Here is a 22093-nt window from a genome sequence, read left to right on the forward strand (position 1 = left end):
GTAACGCATGACGGCAACCGAATCTTGCTATCACTGCGGTCAGCCAGTCCCTGGCGGCGCAGAATTTAGCGTTAACATCGCCCGCCAGTCGCGCGCCATGTGCTGTCGTGGTTGTCAGGCAGTCGCCCAGGCGATTGTGGACAATGGTCTCGGCGAGTATTACTTCAATCGCACTGCATTGCCGGGGCAAGGGCATGAAATATTGCCAGATGAGCTGAAAAAGCTTGCCCTGTACGATCATCCGGATATCCAGCGCAGCTTTGTGATCGACAGCGGCGTGAATCAGCGCGAGGCGGTGCTGATCCTGGAGGGAATCACCTGCGCTGCCTGTGTCTGGCTAAACGAACGCCATCTCAAACAACTGCCCGGCGTGAACTCTGTGCAGGTTAATTATGCGAACCATCGTGCCAGAATTGCCTGGGATAGTCGTGAAATCTCCCTGTCGCGCATCCTCCAGGAAATCCAGTTGCTCGGCTATAACGCGCATCCCTACAGCGCTTTGCAAGCCGATGCCTTGCGCCAATCCAGGCGTAAAAAGGATTTGCAAAGACTTGCCATCGCCGGGATTGGTGCGGCGCAGACGATGATGTTGTCGGTTGGACTCTATGCAGGGAACTGGGATGGCATTGCTCCCACTACGGTGGTGCTGCTGCGCTGGTTCGGTCTGTTGCTGACGCTGCCGGTGGTGACATTCTCTGCCATGCCGTTTTATCGTGCAGCATGGAGTGGCATCAAGTCCAGGCATCTGAATATGGATGTACCGGTTGCACTGGCGATTATTACAGCATTCATCGGGAGCGTGTGGGTCACCCTGTTCGGTGGTGCGCACGTTTATTACGACTCCATCGGCATGTTTACCCTGTTCCTGCTGGGCACGCGTTTGCTGGAAGCCGGCGCACGCGGTAGGTCGATTGAATCCGCAGAAAACCTGCTCAAGCTTCAGCCCACCATGGCCATTCGGCTGCGGGCTGGCCTGCAAGAATATGTACCGGTGCTGGATCTGCTGCGTGGTGACAGTATCCTGGCCAAACCAGGCGAGACGATCGCAGCGGATGGCACGGTCGCGGAAGGTATGTCGACTGTAGATGAGGCACTATTGACCGGCGAACCGCGTCCGGTGCTCAAAAAGCCTGGTGATAGCGTGATCGCCGGCAGCATTAATCTGGAAGGCCCGCTCACATTGACAGTGACTGGCGTGGGTGAAAATACCGTCCTGGCGGGCATTGTACGTATGGTGGATAAGGCACAGGCCGAAAAACCGCATATCGCCACACTCGCGGATCGCACCGCTGCCTGGTTCACGCTTGCGCTGCTTGTTTTTACCGCCGTGGTCGGGCTGGCGTGGCTATTCATTGACCGCACGCAGGTGCTGGATATCGTACTGGCAGTGCTGGTGGTGACTTGCCCCTGCGCATTGTCGCTGGCAGTACCGGCAGCGCTGGCAGCGGCAGGGTCGCATCTCATCAAACGCGGCATTCTGGTGACGCGCGGCCATGCATTGGAAACACTGGCACGAGTGAATCATGTGGTCTTCGACAAGACCGGGACGCTGACACAAGGTAAACCGGCGGTGACGGATGTGATTGTTCTGGCGGATTTGACCGCAGCGCAGTGTGATGTGCTGGCCGCGTGTCTCGAACAAGCCTCGGAACACCCGCTGGCAGCTGCATTCAAGGGGCGCGTATCGGGGTCTGATTTACCGGCCGTGCAAGCGGCACGCAATCATCCGGGGCAAGGTGTGTCCGGCGTCGTGGAAGGGCAAACTTATTCTCTGGGTAATCAGGATTTTTCGCCGGCAAGCCGTATCCTGGCTGAGAATTATTCCACCCGCTATCCCAGTGCAACTTTGGTATGGCTGTGTGATGCGACGCGAGCGCTGGCCGTGTTTGTACTGGAAGATCCGTTGCGGGATGATGCCAGGCAGACAATTGCGACGCTCAGGGCGCGTGGCATTGCCATCAGTATTTTAAGTGGAGATAACGAAACCACCGTGCGCCATGTCGGTGCTGCGCTGGGTGTCAGCAATCTCCACTGGCAGCAAAAACCTCAGGACAAACTTGCTGCTTTGCAAGTGATACAACGCAATGGCGCTATTGTCGCGATGGTGGGTGATGGTATCAACGATGCGCCAGTACTGGCCGCGGCCCAGGTATCATTTGCCATGGCCGCGGGCACTAATGTGGCCAACCAGAGTAGCGACATTGTATTGCTCTCCAACCGCTTGGGCGACGTGCCGCAGGCATTGGAAACGGGACGTGACACACTGGGAGTGATGCGCCAGAACTTGTTCTGGGCGGTGGCGTATAATGTGATCGCATTGCCATTTGCCGCGCTCGGCTATATTTCGCCGTGGCTGGCGGCACTGGGTATGTCCATCAGTTCCATGGTGGTGGTGTTGAACGCTTTGAGGTTAAGATGACATCTACGTTGGTATTTCTGCTGGGTTTGACAGTCATATTTATTTTGTTGATTGGTTTCGGTATTTTCTGGGCAATCAAAAGCGGCCAGTTCGAAGATATGGAAGGGCCGGCACAACGCATCCTGATGGACGAGGATGACCCGATGCTGCCGTCGAATCAATTGAGCGACAAAACGAAATAGTTTAAAATGAATCCAATTTTATATATTCGTGTAAGGATGCATCATGACTCAGCTGTTCAATAAAACCAATCTGCCGATGACCGTTATCGTGAGTCTCATTGTGTTTGCCTGGCTCAGCTTCTTCTCGGTTCTCCTGTTTGCGTGACACGCAAATGTGACCCATAAAAAACCCCGCTAATGCGGGGTTTTTTATGGGTCAGGGCGAGTCTGATAAAATTTATGCCAGCGCTGCCTTCATTTTCTGAAATGCCTTTTGTTCGATCTGGCGTACACGCTCGGCAGAAATATTATATTCCGCAGCCAGGTCGTGCAGGGTGGCGTTTTCATCTTCACGCAACCAGCGTGCTTCGACGATGTGGCGACTGCGCGCATCCAGGCTGTCCAGTGCGGACATCAGGCCCGTGCTGGTGCACTGTTCATTTTCGTTGCGAGCCAGAATCTTCGATGGTTCATCTTCGGCATTACTCAGATATGCCAAGGGCCCATAACCGTCCTCACCGTCTTCGCCCAAAGGTTCCAGCGTAACGTCCTGCCCGGAAAAACGCGCCTCCATTTCCAGCACTTCTTCGCGCTTTACGCCCAGTTCCTTAGCCATGGCGCTGGCCTCGTCCGGACTCAGGCTATTGAGTCCGGACTTGTGACTGCGCAGATTGAAAAACAGCTTGCGCTGGCCTTTTGTTGTGGCGATTTTTACCATGCGCCAGTTGCGCAGAATGTATTCGTGCATTTCAGCCTTGATCCAGTGCATGGCAAATGACACCAATCGCACACCGCGTTCGGGGTCGAAGCGTTTGACCGCTTTCATCAGGCCAATGTTACCTTCCTGAATCAGATCGGCTTGGGGTAATCCGTAGCCGACGTATTTGCGGGCGATACTCACCACCACGCGTAAATGTGACATCACCAGACGGCCGGCTGCTTCCAGATCATTATTGTCGCGCAGGCGTCGTCCCAGTGAAATTTCTTCCTCCAGGCTCAACATCGGATAGCTATTGATGGTATGAATATAGCTGTCCAGGCTGCTGGCACTGTTGCTCAATGCGGGTAATGCAAAAGTGGATGACATGGCATATTCCTCCTTGAATTCATTCTAGCACTCTGCATAAGAGAGTGCTAATCATGTAAAGTTCACCGGATTACTTGATTACCTGGATTCTGTCAGGCGCAAACTGCGGTTCACCGCCAGATAAGCGCCCAGCCAGCCCAGCGCGGCGGCAATTGCCAGCAGTATTGCCGCTTCTATCAACCCGAGCCCGGTCAAATGAAAGTTTGAGGCATAGAGTGCGGCAAGCTTGCTGGCCTGCTGGTCGAGCAGCAGCACAGAAACCACTAAAATCAGCCAAGCAATAAGTCCGCCAAATAGCCCCTGTACTACGCCGAAATACAGGAATGGACGACGTATATAGCGGTCGGTGGCCCCGATCAGTCGACTGACTTCAATTTCCTCGCGGCGGGTGAGAATTTGCAGTCGGATGGTATTCCCGGATACGGCTACCAGCGCAGCGCCTAGCAGGCTTGCCAGTATCCATACGAGATCGCGTCCCAAACCTAGCAGAGCGGTGAGGCGCTGCGCCCACTGGCTGTCATCCCGGACTTCGGCGACCTGCGGCCAGCCGCGGATAGCAGCAGCGATACGCGCCATATTTTGGGCGTCGGCTTGCGCAGGGATGATGATCCAGGCATCTGGTAGCGGATTGTCAGTCAAGCCCGCAGTGAGGTCGCTGACGCCGGCTTGCTTCGACAAAGCTGCCAGCGCCTGCGCACGTGGCACGAAGTGAAAACCGGCCAAATCAGTGCGTGCCTGCAGGCGTTGACGTATGACGGTGATATCGGCGTCGTTCGCGTTCTGTTGCATGAAAACGCTGATCTCGGGTTGAGCGGGCAGATCAGCGGCCAGTCGGGTGATGTTTTGAAGTAATACAAACAGTCCTGCCGGCAGGCTTAATGCGACGCCGATGGCGATAATGGCAAACAGGGTAGCGTAAGGGGCTTTCCCCATGCGCGCCAGGGTTGCGATGAGGGCCTGGCGATGGTGCGCGAGCCAGGTCATCATGACAGCAATGCCCCGTGTTCGAGATGGATTACCCGGCTACCATAGGCACGAATGGCGTTTTCATCGTGTGAGGCAATGACCAGAGTGACGCCCACTTGGTTGAATGCCTTGAACATGTCCATGATGTCGCGTGCGTAATCTGCATCCAGGTTGCCGGTGGGTTCATCGGCCAATACCAGGCTGGGGCGCGACACCACGGCGCGGGCAATACACAGGCGCTGTTGCTCGCCTCCGGAAAGGGTGATGGGGTTGGCCTTTTCGCGTTTGAGCAGGCCAACCTTGTCGAGTGCCGCGCGTGCGCGGCCAGCTGCCTCGTGGCGCGGAAACCCGGCGATCTGTAAAGGCAGGAGCACGTTCTGCATGACGCTGCGGTCGAATAGCAATTTGTGGTCCTGAAATATCAGGCCGATATTGCGGCGCAGATAGGGAATTGCAGCGCGGCGCATTTTGCCGACATTCTGGTTATTGACCGTCACGGTTCCTTGCGTAGGGCGTTCAATCGCAGCGATAAGTTTAAGCAGTGTGGATTTGCCTGCTCCCGAGTGGCCGGAGAGAAATACCATTTCGCCGCTGGCGATTTCAAAGGAAGCATTGGACAAGGCCTCATGACCGCCTGGATAGCGCTTGGTCACGGCTTCAAAACGGATCATGGCGCAGGCCCCTCAAATAAAGCGTCAACAAAATCCTGTGCTACGAACGGACGCAAATCTTCCAGGCTTTCTCCCACACCAATAAAGCGGATCGGGTGCGGGCGGGTTTTGGCGATGGCCGCAATCACGCCACCCTTGGCCGTGCCGTCGAGCTTGGTGAGCACCAGGCCGGTAACACCCAGCGCATCGTCAAACGCTTTGACCTGTGTAACTGCGTTTTGTCCGGTGTTGGCGTCGAGCACCAGCAAGACTTCATGCGGGGCAGTGGGTTCAGCCTTCTGGATGACCCGCTTGACCTTGCGGATTTCCTCCATCAGGTTGAGCTGGGTGGGTAGACGGCCGGCAGTGTCGGCCAGCACGATATCAATGCCGCGGGCACGGGCGGCAGCAATGGCATCAAAAATCACCGCCGCCGAATCGCCGCCATCCTGCGCAATTACCGCCACATTGTTACGCTCACCCCACACCATGAGTTGCTCGCGTGCCGCGGCGCGGAACGTATCTCCCGCTGCCAGCAACACGGATTTGCCTTGCGCCTGATAGTATTTGGCCAGCTTGCCGATGGTGGTGGTTTTACCGGCGCCATTTACGCCTGCCAGCATGATCACATAGGGTTTGTGGGTGCTTACGTCCAATGCTTGTTCGAGGGGTGAAAGCAAGGTACGCAATGTGTCGTGCAGTGCAGCCTGCAATTGGGTGGCGTCGGTGAGCCGGTCTTTTTTGACGCGCTGGCGCAGGCTGTCGAGCAGATACTGGCTGGCATCCACGCCCACATCAGCGGTGAGCAGAATGGTTTCCAGTTCGTCATACAAATCCGCGTCTATTTTCCCGCCGCGCGAAAACAGGTTGCTGAGCTGTTTGCCAAATTGTTCCCGGGTGCGGCTTAAGCCCTGTTTCAGGCGCTGCGTCCAGGATGATTTGGGCGCAACCTCCACTACAGGCACCGGCGCGTCAACGACGGCCGATTTGGTAGGCGTAGAGGGGGCTTCGGCAGGGATGGGCTTGTCGCCGGATTTCTTGAAGAAACTAAACACAGTGTGGGCAGTCTTTAAACGGTGTGCGGAAACACAGCATATAATTGCGACAGCTATTTTATCATGCGCCTTAGCCTAACTCATTCCGGGATTGTATGAACCTTATAAAACAAGCGCTTGTCATCGGCATTTTATGCATGGCGACCCCAGCTCTGGCCTCTGTACAGGAATTTCACCTTGCCAATGGTTTGCGCGTCCTGGTCAAGGAAGACCATCGCGCGCCGATTGTGGTATCGCAGGTGTGGTACCGCGCGGGCAGTCTGGATGAATTCAACGGCACCACCGGGGTTGCCCATGTGCTCGAACACATGATGTTCAAGGGTACCAGGGACGTGCCGGATGGGCAGTTTTCCAAATTGATTGCAGCAGCGGGTGGGCGTGAAAATGCGTTCACCGCCCGCGACCACACTGCCTATTTTGAACAATTGCAAAAAGACCGGCTGGGACTGGCGCTCAAGCTGGAAGCCGACCGCATGCATCATCTCATCCTGTCCGACGCCGCTTTTGCCAAAGAAATCCAGGTGGTGATGGAGGAGCGCCGCATGCGTACCGACGACAAGCCGCAGGCATTGGTGTATGAGCAGCTGATGGCCACCGCGTTTCAGGAAAGCCCCTACCGGCGCCCGGTCATCGGCTGGATGAGCGATTTGCAACACATGACAGTGGAGGACGCGCGCGACTGGTACCAGCGCTGGTATGCGCCCAATAACGCCACGCTGGTGGTGGTGGGGGACGTCCAGGCGGACGCGGTGAAACAGCTGGCTGAGCGCTATTTCGGACCTATTCCGGCCAAGCAGCTGGCGCTGCGCAAGCCCCAGCCAGAACCGGCGCAAACCGGCATCAAGCGCGTGACGGTTAAAGCGCCCGCCAAGCTGCCGTATCTGATCATGGCATACCACGCGCCGGTACTGCGCGATGTCGACAAGGACTGGGAGCCCTATGCGCTGCAAGTTTTGGCGGCAGTGCTGGATGGCGGCGATGCCGCGCGCCTGACCCGCAACCTGGTGCGCGGGCAGCGTGTGGCCAGCGAAGCAGGCGCCGATTACGATGCCGTGGCGCGTGGCCCGGGGCTGTTCCTGCTCGATGGCACGCCTTCCGAGGGCAAGACCGCTGCCGATCTGGAAGCCGCCCTGCGTGCCCAGATCGAACTCATCAAGAGCGATGGCGTGAGCGCCGACGAGTTGAAGCGGGTCAAGGCCCAGGTCATCGCGAGCGATGTATATCAGCGCGATTCGACTTTTTACCAGGCCATGCAACGGGGCGAGTACGCCACTGCAGGCTTGCCCATATCCGAAATTGAGGCGCGCGTGAAAAAATTGCAGGCGGTGACCCCCGAGCAGGTGCGCGATGTGGCACGCAAATATCTGGTGGATGACGAACTGACCGTGGCGACGCTGGATCCGCAACCCTTCGACAACAAGCCTCCGCGCCCAGACATGCCGGGGATGCGTCATACCGGTGGAGAACTTCGATAATGCGTACCCTATTTGCATTGTTTGCAGTTTTCACCGCATTGAGCGCACATGCCAGCCTGCCCATCCAGCACTGGGTGTTGGCCAATGGCGCCAAGGTGTATTTTGTGGAAAGCCACGATTTGCCGATCCTGGACGTCAGTGTCGATTTTCCCGCCGGTACGGCGCTGGAGCCCGCCAACCAAGGCGGCGTGGCCAATCTCACGCGCCACCTGCTGGGCTTGGGCGCGGGCGGCCTGGATGACAACCAGATCGCCAGCGGCATGGCCGACGTGGGCGCGGAGCTGGGCGGACGTTTCGATGCGGATCGCGCCGGCATTACGCTACGCACCCTGAGCAGCCCCGAGCAGCGCGATGCCGCATTGTCGATACTGGCTAAGATATTGCAGCAGCCGACCTTCCCTGCGCCGGTATTGGAGCGGGAAAAGGCGCGTGTCATCGCTGGTTTGCAAGAAGCCGAAGCCCGGCCTGAGAGCCTTGCCGCCAAGGCATTTCAGACAGCGGTGTTTGGCAGCCATCCCTATGCGCGGCGTGACAGCGGCGAGATCGACAGCGTAAGCAAGCTGCAAGTGGCCGATTTGCAGGCCTTTTACCGTAGCCACTACGCCGCTTCGGGGGCGGTGGTGGCATTGATGGGTGATATCAGCCGTGCCGAGGCGGATCGCATTGCCCACCAGCTTACTGACCAACTGCCACCAGCCAGTGGCGAGGCCAGTCTGACCATACCGCCGGTGCCTGCATTGCAGCATGCGGTGTCGCGCACCATTCCCTTCCCCGCCAAGCAGAGCCAGGTGCTCATCGGGCAGCCCGGTGTAAAACGCGGCGATCCGGATTATTTTGCGCTGTATGTAGGCAACTACATCCTGGGGGGTGGCGGCTTCGATTCGCGCCTGCTCAACGAAGTGCGGCAAAAGCGTGGTTTGGCCTACAGTGTGTACAGTTATTTCATGCCCATGCGCGAGGCGGGCGCGTTTCAGATCGGGCTGCAAACCCGCACTGACCAGACCGACGAGGCGCTGCAGGTAGTGCGTCAGACGCTGGCGAATTTTGTCACCAACGGGGTGACCGACGCGGAGCTGACCCAGGCCAAGAACAACATTGTGGGCGGCTTCCCGTTGCGTATAGACAGCAACAAGGAAATCCTCGAATATCTCGCCGTGATCGGTTTTTATGATCTGCCACTGAATTATCTGGACGAGTTCCCGAAGCGGGTCGAAGCGGTTACTGCAAAACAGATTCAAGCTGCGTTCAAACGCCATATCGATCCGGACAAGCTGGTTACCATCGTGGTGGGCGGCAGCGGAAAATGAATCATGCCGGGACTGTGCGCAATCGGGTGCGCATTATCAGCGGCCACTGGCGGCGGCGTTTGATCAGTTTCCCCGATGCTGAAGGACTGCGACCCACTCCGGATGCGGTACGCGAAAAGCTGTTCAATTGGCTGGGCCAGGAACTATATGGGCTGGACTGCCTCGATCTGTTCGCCGGTAGCGGCGCGCTTGGATTCGAAGCAGCTTCGCGCGGCGCTCGGCGCGTGACAATGGTGGAAAAAAACCGTTTGGTACTCAATGGATTGCAACTCAGCGTGACTGCATTGGCAGCCAACAATGTCGATGTGTTGCAGGGAGATGGGGTAAAATTCCTGTCCGAGTACAGCGGGCGCTTTGACGTGGTATTTCTCGATCCCCCTTATGCTGCAGGTTTACAAGAGCAGGTGTTGGCGGCGTTACCGCCGCATCTGAACCCCGGCGCCCGTGTGTATGTCGAGCATGACGGCAATCTGGTCGTGCCGACTGGCTGGTTGGTGTGGCGCGAGGGACGCGCGGGTAAAGCGCATTTTTGCCTGCTCAAACAGACGCAGGAACAGGACAGCCATGTATAAAATTGCGGTCTATCCCGGCACCTTTGATCCGGTTACACGCGGCCATGAAGACCTGGTTCGGCGTGCGTTGCGCATTTTCGACGAGGTTGTGGTGGCGGTGGCTGCAGGCAGCCATAAGCGCCCGTTTTTTGATTTGAGCGAACGCGTGGAGATGGCGCAGCAGGTATTTTCCGATGCGCCGCAGGTGCGTGTGGTGGGCTTTTCCGGCCTGCTGATGCAACTCGTGGCCGAGCAGGAAGCTCATATCATCTTGCGCGGCTTGCGTGCGGTATCGGATTTCGAATACGAATTCCAGCTCGCCGGTATGAACCGCCACCTCAATCCCGAGGTCGAAACCGTGTTCATGACCCCGGCTGAGCAGTTGATGTTTATTTCCGCCAGCATGGTGCGTGAAATCGCCCTGCTGGGCGGCGACGTGAGTCAGTTTGTGCCGCACTTGGTCGCACAACGACTTCAGGCTAAAATTGTATCAACCCAGTAAAGGATAATGAAATGTCTCTGTTAATTACGGATGAATGCATCAATTGTGACGTGTGCGAGCCGGAGTGCCCCAATGAGGCGATCTATCAGGGCGACAGCATTTACGAAATCGACCCGAACAAATGCACCGAGTGTGTTGGACATTACGACGCGCCGCAATGTGTGGAGGTGTGTCCGGTGGACTGTATCCCGCTGGGGATTGAGGAAACTCAGGAGCAGTTAATGGATCGTTATCTGTTATTGACGGGACGCCAGGCGTCGGCTTGAGACGGCCGCCAAATAAAAAGCCCCGCTTGCGGGGCTTTTTATTTGGCGATAGAAGCCAAGCTCAGGCTACAGCAGCACTGACTTCAGTCAGGCCTGGGGTGAGCACCGTCGTGACATGTGACTGCATCCCATCCAGTTCGTCCAGTTGTCTGCGCAGGGTGACCTGCATCTGCTGCAGTTCGGCGATACGGTCTTCCAGCGTGTCGGTGGCCTTGTGGATGCGCTTGATGCTTTCCAGCCGACGACGCAGCTGCATCTGGTGTTCGCGGACTTGCGTTTCCATGGGGGCCATCACCGCCTTGAGCCAGTTGTCGGCTTCGCGATTGGCCACTTCGTAAATATTGACCACGCGGCTTGCCAGCGTCTCGAAGAATTTGGTGGTCAGCGTGTACTGCTCGTTGGTCAGCATGTTGATCAAGGTGTTGAAATGCTCGTTGTAGCTTTTTTCCAGCCGCTCCATTTCCTTTTTATATTTGAAAGTGGAGTAGTTCGGCGGAGTAATTTCGATCAGGCCATGTTCCTCGTTGAACTTCTTGTACATCGCCGTCATCATGGATTTGATCTCTTCGATCTGTTCCGCTGAGTGGGTAATATTAGCGTCCACATGGATGAAGAAAGCGCTCATCGCCTCGCGCAAGCCTTTGGTGAAGCGACTGTTTTCCATGGCTATGCGAGTTTCACGGACCTCGCTCTTGATGCGATCCATACCCAGATAATCGAACAGGGCATTGGATTGCTGCGAGAACACGCTGCGTAGCGCCTGGAATTGCTGCAGGCCTTTTTCAAAGTGGGTTTTTTCTTCCTCCACTTTGGTCATCATATGCTGCACGACTTCTTCGTTTTTGCCGCGCAGGCCGGTCAGTTCGCCCAGCTGTTCGTTGATATTGGTCATCCGCGCAGTGAGCAAGGCGCGCGTGCCGGACATCAGGTCCTGCATTTCGTTTTCGGTATTGTCGCGCACGATTTCGCGTTTGGACGGGATCAGCTCATCGCTTAACGCCCGTTCAAATTCGCTCAAACGGCTTTTGGCCAGCAGGGCCGCATCGCCATTAACCTTGGCAAGCAGGCCCTTCTGGGCGGATATTGGATAAATCTGGGAGGCATCCAGGCCCAGCAGGTTGGCGCAGCTGTTGATCTGGCTGGTGAGTTCCTGCTCGATCGCATCGGCCTGTTTCAGATCGTCCCACAGCCCATCGATCTTGTTGAGCACAATCAGCCGCCCTTTATTGCGGCTGTGCAGCGTGGCAATATGGTCGCGCCACACTTCGATATCGGATTTGGTCACGCCGGTATCCGCGGCAAGAATGAACACGATGGCGTGGGCGTTGGGCAGCAGGTTGAGGGTAAGCTCCGGTTCGGTACCGATGGCGTTCAGTCCCGGCGTGTCGAGGATGACCAGGCCTTTTTTCAGCAGCGGATGCGGAAAGTTGATGATGGCGTGACGCCAGCGCGGAATTTCCACACGGCCATCCGCATCCACGGTGAGCAGGGCATCCACATCCCCTTCGTGATAAAGGCCGTATTTTGTCGCTTCATCCTTGGAGACCTTGCGGGTTTCACCAACTTGCAGCATGGCCGCAGTCATTGCGTCAGCCGAATCAACATTCAGCGGCGTGGTGATCCATTCCTCCGGATAGCGTTTGTACTCGGCGGTGGTCACGCTGCTGCCGCGGGTCTCGATGGGCAACAGCTGGATCGACGGCGGCCGTTCCGGGTCGTAGAGCAGTTCGGTCGGGCACATGGTGGTACGCCCGGCAGTGGAAGGCAGGAGCCGCTGCTTGTAATCGGCAAAGAAGATCGCATTGATCAGCTCCGACTTGCCGCGCGAAAATTCGGCGACAAAAGCCACATTCAGCTTGTCCTCGGCCAGCCGGTCAAGCAGATGCTGCAAGCGCAGATCGATCTGGCCATCGTTGATTTCCTGTTCGCTGAGCCAATCGCGGTAACCCGCGATGCTCTGGGCCAGGCGTTCGCGCCAGGCACTGTAATGCTCGAACTGTTCGACCAGGGTATTGTTGGACATGGTGCGCTCTCCTGAATGGGCGTTTTTGTATTTTGCCGGGCCATTATCGGCCAAATATTTAGCCGCTTCAATGGATTGTAAATTTATCTATGAATTAAGCGTAGCAAAGCCCATGCCTGGTCAAGTCTGGCAACATGGACAGTAAAATGTGGAGCGTTGCCCCTGGCGTATTTGTCTGATGGAACTGCTGCATACCCGGCATGATTCTCCAGCGCGGCCGTACACCGTGTATTGTTGCTGGAAATAGCCAGCCTCGCCTGCGCTGTTGACGAAATCGCGCAGGGTGCTGCCGCCGGCCTCAATTGCACGTGCCAGGATCGTGCGGATGGCCGCTGTCAGCCTGGCATAGCGCGCCAGCGAGAGCCGCCCGGCAGGCGTGGTGGGACGGATGCCGGCGAGGAACAGCGCCTCATTGGCATAGATATTTCCTACCCCTGCCACCACATGGCTATCCATCAGAAACGTTTTAATGGGCACTTTGCGCCCGCGTGAATAACCATGCAGGTAGGTCTCATCGAACATTTCCGACAAGGGTTCCGGCCCCAGATTCTCCAGCAGGGGGTGACGTAAAACGTCGCTTTGCGTCCACAATACGGCACCAAAGCGGCGTGGGTCGCGCAGGCGGATACAGGTGCCATTATCGAGCACCAGATCAATATGGTCATGAACGCCTGCCGGGAAATTGCTGTCCATGATACGCAGGCTGCCCGACATACCCAGATGCAGGATAAGCGTGCCGTGCTGCAGCGTCATGATCAGGTATTTGGCACGCCGGGTCAGGTTCAGAATAGGCTGTCCGGCGACTTGTTGCGCGAGGTCGGCGGGTACCGGCCAGCGTAATTGTGTGTTGCGCACCAAAGCTGTAACGATGTTGCGCCCTATGCAATGCGGAGCCAGTCCGCGGCAGGTGGTTTCAACTTCAGGAAGCTCGGGCATGAATGAAAGTAAGCGTTACCATGAAAAAACAGCAGTGCATGGAGTGATTGAAGAATTTTTCAAGTTTAACGCGAAATTTCGAATCGTGGCGCCGTCTCTTGATGGGTGGGCTGCATTATCAACAAATCAGATGAAAGGAAAAAATCATGCGCATGTTGCACACCATGTTGCGCGTCGGCGAGCTGGAACGTTCGATCCGTTTTTACACCGAAGTACTGGGAATGAAATTGTTACGTCGCAATGACTACCCGGAAGGCCGGTTTACCCTCGCGTTTGTCGGCTACGGCGATGAGTCGGACTATACCGTGCTGGAACTCACGCACAACTGGGATACGCCCAGCTACGATCTGGGAAACGGTTTTGGCCATATCGCCGTGGAAGTGGATGATGCCTATCAGGCCTGCGCCGAGGTCAAACGCCTGGGCGGCACAGTCAGCCGCGAAGCCGGGCCGATGAAGCATGGCAGCACGGTGATCGCATTTGTGGAAGATCCGGACGGTTACAAGATCGAATTCATTCAGAAAAAATCTTGATTCAGCAGGAGGGCTGTAACAAGCTGAATGGCTGCGACGGGTTATCGCGGAAACGGTGTCTTTGTCCGCGCTTGCGCAGGCCGAGTATGAGGTCACGAAGGCGTGGTTGTGCGTCGTACCACGTCGCAATCGCTTTGCAGGTGCTGGCCGCCGTCCACGGTCAGAAGTTGGCCGGTAATCCAGCGCTGTTGCAACAAAAACAGCACGGCGCAGGCAATATCGTGCGGGGCGAGTCCCGCGCCCAGAGGAAACGCAGCTTGCGCGGTATGGAAGTCAGCGTCTGTCTGCCCTCCGCTGGGCAGAGTCAGCCCGGGCGCTACGCCATTCACGCGCAGCTGCGGTGCCAGCGCCTGCGCCAGAAACGGGATGCTGGCAGCGAGGTTGAGTTTGCTCAGGGTATAGGCGTAATGATCCGGGTTGAGGCGTTGCACTTTTTGATCCACCAGCGCCACAAACGCGCCGTGTTGCGCGGCATCGGCGCATTGCAGCCAGGCGCTGGCGGCGGCGACAAAACTGTCGTAATTGATGCGGCGGTGCGCTTCGATGGCTGCCCATGAACTGGTGGCGGCGGTGTCGTGCTCAAACAGGGAGGCAGCGTGTACCAGCGCTTCTGGCAGCCGTCCGAAGCGCGCGCGCAAACTTGGCCAGAGTTCAAACCACACTGCGGGATCGGCAATATCTTGCTGGATGATGTGTACGGGCTGACCTGTTGCGGCCAATGCGTTGAGTGCGTCACTGGGATGACGCGCCAATGCAATAATTTCCCAGTTGTTTTCCAGCAGTGTCCGGGTGATAGCCAGTCCGAGGCGTTTGCCCGCACCGGTGACCACGGCCAGGGGAGGCTGCGTGCTCATGCTGCGCCCCGGCTGGCGCGCAACTGCTGGTAATCAGCGCGCGTTACGCGCATGCCTACGCCTACCGCACTGGCTTGCGCGATGACAGAGGGTTTGAGGATTTCCACATCGACCCGGGTGACGCGGGCATCGGCAAAGCAGAATTCCACCACATCGAACAGCAGGGTTTCCACCAGTTCGGTATGCGGGCGGTCTTTCCAGGCGCGCACGAAATCACATATGAGCGTGTAGTCGAGACACTCTCCGATGTCGTGTGGGCGATACGGCAGCGTGGCCTCGGCTTCCACGTTGACAATCACCGTCTGCGGCGTCTGGTATTCAAAATCGCAGATGCCGACATACATTTCCACCGCAATGCCACGGGCGATCATGCGCTGCGACATATCTTCGACTGCCTATTTGATGACGACCTTGGTGGGACCGTCTATGGCTTCCAGCGCGGCTTTGGCATCACTGCCATCGATCACCGCGCGGATGCCGGGCAGGTAGCGGTTGGCGCATTCCATGGCGAATACCAGCAGGGTTTTCACCATCGCTTCAGTCAGCGCGCCGCCGCTGACATCGATGCTGTTCTTGAAATTCATTTCACCGTCGTTCATGTCGATTTCCCAGTTGCCCAAGGGCAGGCCGTAGTTGGCGCGGGTGAGGAATTCGGCCATGGCCGGGATGCGTTCGATCGGCACCAGCATGTCCTGTGGACGCGCATAAACGAAGACGCGTTCGGCATCCTCATGCGCATGGATGAAAATATTCAGCTTGCCGTTCTCGATTTCCACCGGCAGGTTGACGACGGGCAGGTTGGGCACGCGAGTGGCAGGCAGTTGCATGTGTTCCAGACAGGCCTGGACAGTATCTATCAGGTTCATTTGGCTTCCTTACCATGTAAATAATTGGTGATGCATACGAAATCTTCTACTGCGAGTGTCTCGGCGCGACGGCCCGGGTCGATACCGGTTTGTTCAAATTCGGCCGCGGACAACATGCCACCCAGTGTGTTGCGTAAGGTTTTGCGGCGCTGGCTGAAAGCGCTGGCTACCACTTTTTCCAGCAATTCGATGCTGGCTGCTGCCATCATGTCCGGCGCGCGTGGCAGCATGCGCACGATCGCGGAATTGACCTTGGGCGGCGGGTCGAAAGCATCCGGCGGCACGTCGAACAATGCTTCCATGTCAAAGCGGTATTGCAGCATCACGGTGAGGCGGCCAAAGTCGTGGGTGCCCGGGCTGGCAGTCATGCGCTCGACCACTTCTTTTTGCAGCATGAAGTGCATGTCGACAATATGGGGCGCGAATTCTGCCAGGTGAAATAGCAGTGGCGTAGAAATATTGTAGGGCAGGTTGCCGACGATGCGCAGCTTTTCACCCAGGCTGGCGAAGTCAAACGCCAATGCGTCGCCGGCATGGATGGACACGCGTTCCGGCGCATGCTCGCGTGCCAGCCTGGTAATGATGTCGCGGTCGAGTTCGACCACATGCAGATGATCCAGATGCGCCAGCAAGGGTCGCGTCAGCGCGCCCAGGCCCGGCCCGATTTCCACCATGTTGTCAGTACGCTGCGGACGGATGGCATGAACGATTGCGGCGATGATGTCGGGGTCGCGCAGGAAATGCTGGCCGAAGCGTTTGCGCGGGATATGTCGGGACATGCTGGTGTGCCTAGCTGGTCTGGCTGTGCGCCACCAGCTGAGCAGCAAGATCCAGCGCCGCTTGCAGACTGCCGGAATGGACTTGCCCGCTACCCGCCAGGTCGAGTGCGGTCCCGTGATCCACCGAGGTGCGGATGATGGGCAGGCCGAGTGTGATATTCACCCCGCCACCAAAGCTGGCGTATTTGAGCACCGGTAAGCCCTGATCGTGATACATCGCCAGCACGCAATCGGCATCCGCCAGGCGCGCCGGATTAAATAGCGTATCGGCGGGCAAGGGGCCGGTCAGGCGCATGCCTTGTGCGCGTAACTCATCCAGTACCGGATTGATGATGCTGATTTCTTCATGTCCGAGGTAGCCGGATTCTCCCGCGTGCGGATTGAGTCCGGCGACCAGGATATGCGGTTGTGCGATGCCGAACCGCCGGACCAGATCATGGTGCAGGATATGCAATGTGGTGGTAAGTGATTCGCGGGTAATGGCGGCGGCGACTTGCGCGAGCGGCAGGTGAGTGGTGGCGAGCGCCACGCGCATGCCACCGCCAGCCAGCAGCATTACCACATGCGGTGTATCGGTTTCTTCGGCAAGGAACTCGGTATGGCCGGTAAAGGGGATGCCGGCGTCATTGATGACGGCCTTGTTGACGGGCGCGGTGACCATGGCGGCGAATTCGCCATCCATACAGCCTTGTACCGCAAGTTTCAGGGTTTGCAGCACATAATGGCCATTGGCCGGGTTAAGCAGGCCCGGCGTGGTATGCGCATGCTGCGGCTCATGCAGAACGGTAAGCGTTCCGGCTGCATGGCTGATCGGTGTACTGCCATAGTGCTGCAGCGCCAGCGGCAGGCCAAGCATGGCGGCACGCTGTGCCAGCAGATCGTGATCGGCAATGACCACCCAGACTTGTTCCCGTGACTGCTGGGCCAGCATCACGCACAGGTCGGGACCGATGCCGGCGGGTTCGCCCGCGGTGATGGCGAGGATGGGTGCAGTCACGGCCTGAATTATTCCGCGTTACGGTATTCGACGTAAGCACTGTCGCGCAGCTGGCGCAGCCATTCTTCCTGCGCTTCCTCGATCTTGCGCTGGCGCAGCGCCTGACGCGCCAGCAGGCGTTGGCGCTCCTTGGTGACATCCTGATCGCGTCGTGCCAGCACTTCAATCAGATGGAAACCGAACGGTGATTGCACTGGCTGGCTGATTTCGCCGGGTTTCAGCGCATTCATCGCGTGTTCGAATTCCGGTACCGTTTCGCCGGGAGACACCCAGCCCAGATCGCCTCCCTTGGCAGCCGAGCTGTCGTCCGAGTACTGGCGTGCCATATCTGCGAATTTGGCACCATTGAGCAGGCGTTCACGAATTTGCAGCAAGCGGTTTTTGGCGTCGGTTGCCGATACCAGTTCGTTGGTCTTGATCAGGATGTGGCGTACATGAGTCTGCTGGACCACCATTTTGGCGTTCTGCCCGCGCTTGTCGACCAGTTTGAGGATATGAAAGCCATTGCTGCTGCGGATAATGTCGGATACCTGGCCGGGTTGCATCTTGGCCAGAATATCGGCAAACACGGTGGGCAATTGCGAACCGCGCCGCCAGCCTACATTGCCGCCATCCAGCGCATTGGATGCGTCGGAATAACTGGCTGACAGCTGGGCGAAATCAGCGCCTTTCCTGAGTTCGTCGAGCACCTTCTGGGCACGGGCGCGCTGCTTCTGGATTTGCTCTGTAGTGGCGGCCTCGGGAATGCGAATGAGGATGTGGTCAAAGTTGTACTCGTCCTCCTGACCTTGTTTGGCCTGGTTTTCCAGATACGCATCGACCTCGGCTTCAGTGACATTGACCTTGCTGTCCACATCGCGTTCGTGCAGACGCTGCAGGATGATTTCATCGCGGATGTCGTTGCGGAATTTGTTGAACGCCATGCCTTCCTTGGCCAGGGCGGTACGGAACTGTTCCAGGTTCATGTTGTTCTGCGCGGCGATGCGATTCAGTGCCTTATCCAGTGTAGGCCCGTCCACGCGGATACCGGTCTGGTTGGCATATTGCAACTGGATACGGTCGTTGATCATACGTTCCAGCAGCTGTTTTTCCAGCACCGCACGCGGTGGCAGCGGTATTTTGCGTGCCTTCAATTGCTGTACGGCGCGATCGTAGTGCTCATCGAGATCGTAGCGAGTAATGACGTCATCGTTGACCACGGCGACGATGCTGTCGAGCGGCTTGATAGGCGGTGCAGCGTGCTTGGCTGCAGGGCTGTTGGGTGTGCCGGATGAAGGTTGGGCGGCGTCGTCTTGCGCCGCACGGACCGTTCCCGGTAACAAAGTGGCAAGCAGGGCAATGACGTGCAGGGTGCGATTAAGGGTTTTGAAGTTCATTGGTATTCACGTAGCCGGAAATGCTTTGTTTGAGGACATCGAGCGGATTAGAGCCGAGTCGGCCAATACCGTTCAATTCGAGCTGGATGAAAAAAGAATTGCTGGCGCTGCCAGTGGCGGTGGCAATGCGCTGCAGTACGCCGCGCATTGCCCAGCAGCCGGCATTGTATTCCAGCCCCGCCAAACCTTGCACCAGGCGGCCATCCACAAAAGAATAATTATAACGCATCAGGCCATACCAGCGCGGAGCAAGGGGCCATTGCGCAGAGATGTCCACCTGGCGGATGGCATCGAAATTGGATGCTCCCAGGCTGTTATAGGTGCCGCGAATACTGCGATAGCTCAGGTTGAGTGTCTTCCCCGGCTCCGGATGATAGTTCGCGGAGATGCTGTTGCGGATACTTGCGCCCTGGCGGGTATTGAATTGCACCGCCGCCTCGGCGCGCCACGCCTGGCTGAGCTGGCCGCCGACACTGGCGAGTACGTCGGAAGATGTGCTATTGGTAGGTGTGCCGCCAGGCAACACGACTTTCTGCGGAGCAAAATAAAAACGCTGGCCAAGCGAAACGCGCAGACGTTCCAGGCCGCTGTCAGGCTCGATCAGGCGGGAAGTCACTGCTGTGGTGAGCTGGTTGGCGTCATTGATGCGGTCGCCACCGGCAAAGCGGTTTTCGGTGAACATCTGGGCAAAATTGAAATCGACCTCGCCGCTGTCGAAATTGGGGATCTGGCTCTGGTCGCGATACGGGATATAAACATAAAAAAGTCGCGGTTCCAGCGTTTGATGGTAATTGTGACCAAACAGCCTGGTGTTGCGGTCCATGTAAAAGCCGCTGTCCACGCTGGTGATCGGCAAGGTGCGCACAGTATTCGGCAGCGTGCTCGAATCCAGATAGTAATTGGTCTGGCTCACGCCGAATTTGGGGGTGAGGTAGGCGAAATTGTTGGCCATCGGCAGGCTGAAGCTGGGGTAAGCCGATACCCGTGTGCCGGTGACCAGTGTCGGGTGATCGAAGTGCACGGCTTCGCCTGCGAAACTGAAATCCACGCCGTGCCAGTCGTAGCGATTGGCGTTAAGAGTGAGCTGGGGCAGTACATTATAGGGCGGCACGATGGGGGCCAGCGGATCCTGGAGAGTCTGGAATTTTTGCGCCCGGATACCGGCGTTCCACCAGCCCGCACTGTAATTGATGCTGCCATCCTGCGACAGGTTGGTAATCGAAGTGGTGTTGATCTGATTGGACAGGTCGCGGTAATAGTTGTTGTCGGAGACCCGCTCATAATGCAGGTGGCCGCTCCATCCCGGAGCGAAAGTCTGGTCGTGGTTGACAAACACGCTCCAGCGATTGGTATTGGTGACCTGGTCAGCCAGAAACTCGCCATTGAGTAGGCCGCGATAACTTTCACCCAGATAACGGAACTCTCCGCCCAACTGCAGCCCGCGTTTGCTCATGATGCGCGGACTGATGGTGGCATCGTAATTCGGTGCGATGTTCCAGTAATACGGAAGGCGAAACTCCAGGCCGCTACTCCCCGTGGTGCCGAAGGTGGGCGCGAGCAGACCTGATTTACGCTGGTTGTTGAGCGGGAAATCTATGAATGGCGTATACAGAATGGGCACGCCCTTGAATTCCAGATAAGCATTGCGCGCTGTACCCACCTCACGGCCCCGATCGATGTTCAGGTCCTTGACATGCAGATACCAGTCATCATTATTGACCGGGCATGTCGTATAAGTAGCGTCTTTGAGGCGGTACTGGTTTTTACCCTCGAAATCCAGCACGCGCGCCTCGCCGCGCGCCTTGCGAGTCAATGCGGTGGCCTGGGTATGCGTAATCAGATCGCTCAGGCTGTATACCGGCTGTTGCATCTGCCCCACCTGATCGGTCAGGCGCAGACGCAGTTCCGGACCGCGCACATTCAGTCCCGGTTGCTCCAATGTGACATTGCCGGTGGCGTAGGCCTGGTCGGTATCAAAGGTGTATTGCAGGTAATCGCTGGTCAACACGCCGTCGTTGCGTTGCAGCTCAACGTGGCCTTTGGCTTTCACTTGCTGGTTTGCAATACCTTCTATCTGGTCGGCATGCAGGTACAGCGGGGCGTCTTCGGTTTTTTGCGGGGGAAGGACTGAACTGGTTTGCGCAGCAGGCGGGTCTTCTGCCAGCGCGGCATCGCAAAACAGCATCAGGCAGACAGCAAGGTAACATTTGAATTGGGATGGCGGCATGGGGTCTGGTCAGCGAATAATGCTAGAATCGTGGCTCAATATATATCATCGTCCGGAGATCGTTTGGAACGTCAACACCGCATTCAGGCTTGGCTGGAGAACCTGTTTCCAGAACAGGCCATCCGTCTTGCACCCGCTTCTGCGGATGCCAGTTTTCGGCGCTATTTCCGCGCCGTATTGTCGAATGGCGACCATTATATCGTTATGGACGCGCCACCGCAGTATGAAGATTGCCATTCTTTCATCGCGATAGCCGAACTGTTTGGCGCGGCGGGCGCCAATACCCCTAAAGTGCTGGCGCAGGATCTGGTTCAGGGTTTCCTGTTATTGACCGATTTGGGCGATGTCACTTACCTGTCGGTACTCAACGCAGATAATGCCGGCTCGCTTTATAACGATGCACTGGATGCGTTGGTCAGTATTCAGCGCAGTAGTCGCCCCGGAGTGCTGCCGGATTATGATCGTGTTCTGCTGGAACGTGAATTGCGGCTGTTCCCGGAATGGTACATCACGCGTCATCTGGGAGTGGAATTGAATGCGCAGCAGGCGCAAACGCTGGATATGGTATTTGAGGCCATCCTCGCCAACAATCTGGCGCAGGCCCAGGTGTTCGTGCATCGCGATTACCACAGTCGCAATCTGATGGTGAGCGAACCCAATCCCGGCGTGCTGGATTTTCAGGATGCCGTCTACGGCCCGGTGACTTACGATCTGGCGTCCCTGTTCAAGGATGCCTATATTTGCTGGGATGAAGAAATCATGCTGGATTGGGTGATTCGCTATTGGGAAAAGGCGCGGCGCGCCGGGTTGCCGGTGAATGCCGACTTCGGCGCGTTTTACCGCGATTTCGAATGGATGGGCGTGCAGCGCCATCTCAAGGTTTTGGGTATTTTCGCGCGCCTGTATCATCGCGATGGCAAAACCGGATATCTCAAGGATATGCCGCTGGTGATGACGTATCTGCGCAGTGCCTGTGCGCGTTATCGCGAACTCGAACCATTGCTGCAACTGCTCGATACATTACAGGGGCAGGCCCCCGAATCCGCCGGATATACTTTTTGAA

At 57.2% G+C, this 22093-nt stretch carries 22 protein-coding genes; 9 read left to right on the top strand and 13 right to left on the bottom strand.

The features are described from left to right. The first annotated feature begins 7 nt into the window (after window positions 1-7). Together ACFDAU_RS02020 and ccoS are read left to right on the top strand one after the other, a co-directional pair. The gene (locus ACFDAU_RS02020; RefSeq protein WP_413438409.1) at window positions 8-2419 is read left to right on the top strand and encodes a heavy metal translocating P-type ATPase; all 2412 of its coding nucleotides are present in this window, start codon (window positions 8-10) and stop codon (window positions 2417-2419) included. Next, window positions 2416-2601, top strand: coding sequence for a cbb3-type cytochrome oxidase assembly protein CcoS (gene ccoS, locus ACFDAU_RS02025; protein WP_124704606.1), 186 nt, complete (start codon window positions 2416-2418; stop codon window positions 2599-2601). Before ACFDAU_RS02020 ends, ccoS begins: the two co-directional genes overlap by 4 nt. 217 nt (window positions 2602-2818) lie before the next feature. Here ccoS and rpoH read toward each other — a convergent pair whose 3' ends face one another. The 4 genes from rpoH to ftsY all read right to left on the bottom strand — a co-directional run bounded on the left by rpoH (window position 2819) and on the right by ftsY (window position 6338). Next, entirely contained in the window at window positions 2819-3667 is an 849-nt protein-coding gene (gene rpoH / locus ACFDAU_RS02030) for an RNA polymerase sigma factor RpoH (RefSeq protein WP_413438410.1), read from the bottom strand. 78 nt (window positions 3668-3745) lie between these two features. Beyond that, window positions 3746-4654, bottom strand: coding sequence for a permease-like cell division protein FtsX (gene ftsX, locus ACFDAU_RS02035; RefSeq protein ID WP_413438411.1), 909 nt, complete (start codon window positions 4652-4654; stop codon window positions 3746-3748). Beyond that, window positions 4651-5304 carry a cell division ATP-binding protein FtsE gene (gene ftsE, locus ACFDAU_RS02040; protein ID WP_413438412.1) on the bottom strand — a complete coding sequence of 218 codons (654 nt, stop codon included), beginning with the start codon at window positions 5302-5304 and terminating at the stop codon, window positions 4651-4653. The genes ftsX and ftsE overlap by 4 nt, the downstream gene beginning before the upstream one ends. Then, on the bottom strand, window positions 5301-6338 hold the full coding sequence (ftsY, locus tag ACFDAU_RS02045) for a signal recognition particle-docking protein FtsY (protein ID WP_413438413.1): 1038 nt from the start codon (window positions 6336-6338) through the stop codon (window positions 5301-5303). The genes ftsE and ftsY overlap by 4 nt, the downstream gene beginning before the upstream one ends. A gap of 137 nt (window positions 6339-6475) precedes the next feature. On the opposite strand from ftsY, the gene ACFDAU_RS02050 reads away from it, so the two are divergent. Genes ACFDAU_RS02050 through ACFDAU_RS02070 form a run of 5 tightly spaced genes read left to right on the top strand, consistent with a single transcriptional unit; the run spans window position 6476 to window position 10439 of the window. After that, window positions 6476-7813, top strand: a complete 1338-nt coding sequence (locus ACFDAU_RS02050; protein WP_413438414.1) for a M16 family metallopeptidase — start codon at window positions 6476-6478, stop codon at window positions 7811-7813. After that, entirely contained in the window at window positions 7813-9120 is a 1308-nt protein-coding gene (locus ACFDAU_RS02055) for a M16 family metallopeptidase (RefSeq protein ID WP_413438415.1), read from the top strand. Before ACFDAU_RS02050 ends, ACFDAU_RS02055 begins: the two co-directional genes overlap by 1 nt. Next, window positions 9117-9692 (top strand): 16S rRNA (guanine(966)-N(2))-methyltransferase RsmD, encoded by a 576-nt coding sequence (gene rsmD, locus ACFDAU_RS02060; RefSeq protein WP_413438416.1) that lies wholly within the window; start codon window positions 9117-9119, stop codon window positions 9690-9692. Before ACFDAU_RS02055 ends, rsmD begins: the two co-directional genes overlap by 4 nt. Then, entirely contained in the window at window positions 9685-10173 is a 489-nt protein-coding gene (coaD, locus tag ACFDAU_RS02065) for a pantetheine-phosphate adenylyltransferase (protein WP_413438417.1), read from the top strand. The genes rsmD and coaD overlap by 8 nt, the downstream gene beginning before the upstream one ends. Window positions 10174-10184: 11 nt before the next feature. Further along, entirely contained in the window at window positions 10185-10439 is a 255-nt protein-coding gene (locus tag ACFDAU_RS02070; RefSeq protein WP_124704615.1) for a YfhL family 4Fe-4S dicluster ferredoxin, read from the top strand. A 61-nt stretch (window positions 10440-10500) separates the two neighbouring features. Here the strand turns inward: ACFDAU_RS02070 and ACFDAU_RS02075 are convergent, their stop codons facing one another. After that, complete coding sequence (locus tag ACFDAU_RS02075) at window positions 10501-12462, bottom strand: dynamin family protein (protein ID WP_413438418.1); 1962 nt, start codon at window positions 12460-12462, stop codon at window positions 10501-10503. A gap of 120 nt (window positions 12463-12582) precedes the next feature. Beyond that, complete coding sequence (gene mutM / locus ACFDAU_RS02080) at window positions 12583-13398, bottom strand: bifunctional DNA-formamidopyrimidine glycosylase/DNA-(apurinic or apyrimidinic site) lyase (protein ID WP_413438419.1); 816 nt, start codon at window positions 13396-13398, stop codon at window positions 12583-12585. A gap of 146 nt (window positions 13399-13544) precedes the next feature. Here mutM and gloA point away from each other — a divergent pair, with 146 nt between their 5' ends. Next, window positions 13545-13931: a lactoylglutathione lyase gene (gloA, locus tag ACFDAU_RS02085; RefSeq protein ID WP_413438420.1), complete on the top strand. Its 387-nt coding sequence runs from the start codon at window positions 13545-13547 to the stop codon at window positions 13929-13931. A gap of 92 nt (window positions 13932-14023) precedes the next feature. Here gloA and ACFDAU_RS02090 read toward each other — a convergent pair whose 3' ends face one another. From ACFDAU_RS02090 to ACFDAU_RS02120, 7 genes are read right to left on the bottom strand one after another with little or no spacing between them, the layout of a single operon-like run. Then, window positions 14024-14785, bottom strand: a complete 762-nt coding sequence (locus ACFDAU_RS02090; protein ID WP_413438421.1) for an SDR family oxidoreductase — start codon at window positions 14783-14785, stop codon at window positions 14024-14026. After that, on the bottom strand, window positions 14782-15168 hold the full coding sequence (locus ACFDAU_RS02095) for a dihydroneopterin aldolase (RefSeq protein ID WP_413438422.1): 387 nt from the start codon (window positions 15166-15168) through the stop codon (window positions 14782-14784). Before ACFDAU_RS02095 ends, ACFDAU_RS02090 begins: the two co-directional genes overlap by 4 nt. Before the next feature lie 12 nt (window positions 15169-15180). Next, window positions 15181-15651, bottom strand: a complete 471-nt coding sequence (locus ACFDAU_RS02100) for a YbjN domain-containing protein (RefSeq protein WP_413438423.1) — start codon at window positions 15649-15651, stop codon at window positions 15181-15183. Continuing rightward, window positions 15648-16430 carry a 16S rRNA (adenine(1518)-N(6)/adenine(1519)-N(6))-dimethyltransferase RsmA gene (gene rsmA / locus ACFDAU_RS02105; protein ID WP_413438424.1) on the bottom strand — a complete coding sequence of 261 codons (783 nt, stop codon included), beginning with the start codon at window positions 16428-16430 and terminating at the stop codon, window positions 15648-15650. The genes ACFDAU_RS02100 and rsmA overlap by 4 nt, the downstream gene beginning before the upstream one ends. Window positions 16431-16440: 10 nt before the next feature. Beyond that, on the bottom strand, window positions 16441-17427 hold the full coding sequence (gene pdxA, locus ACFDAU_RS02110) for a 4-hydroxythreonine-4-phosphate dehydrogenase PdxA (RefSeq protein ID WP_413438425.1): 987 nt from the start codon (window positions 17425-17427) through the stop codon (window positions 16441-16443). A gap of 8 nt (window positions 17428-17435) precedes the next feature. After that, complete coding sequence (locus ACFDAU_RS02115) at window positions 17436-18803, bottom strand: peptidylprolyl isomerase (RefSeq protein ID WP_413438426.1); 1368 nt, start codon at window positions 18801-18803, stop codon at window positions 17436-17438. Then, a complete protein-coding gene (locus ACFDAU_RS02120; protein WP_413438427.1) occupies window positions 18784-21030 on the bottom strand; it encodes an LPS-assembly protein LptD in 2247 nt (748 codons plus the stop codon). The genes ACFDAU_RS02115 and ACFDAU_RS02120 overlap by 20 nt, the downstream gene beginning before the upstream one ends. A 63-nt stretch (window positions 21031-21093) precedes the next feature. Here ACFDAU_RS02120 and ACFDAU_RS02125 point away from each other — a divergent pair, with 63 nt between their 5' ends. Further along, window positions 21094-22092: an aminoglycoside phosphotransferase family protein gene (locus ACFDAU_RS02125; RefSeq protein ID WP_413438428.1), complete on the top strand. Its 999-nt coding sequence runs from the start codon at window positions 21094-21096 to the stop codon at window positions 22090-22092. Window position 22093 lies beyond the last annotated feature (1 nt).

Origin of the sequence: Sulfuriferula sp. GW1 (assembly GCF_047300855.1) — a bacterium.
Classification (GTDB): domain Bacteria; phylum Pseudomonadota; class Gammaproteobacteria; order Burkholderiales; family Sulfuriferulaceae; genus Sulfuriferula.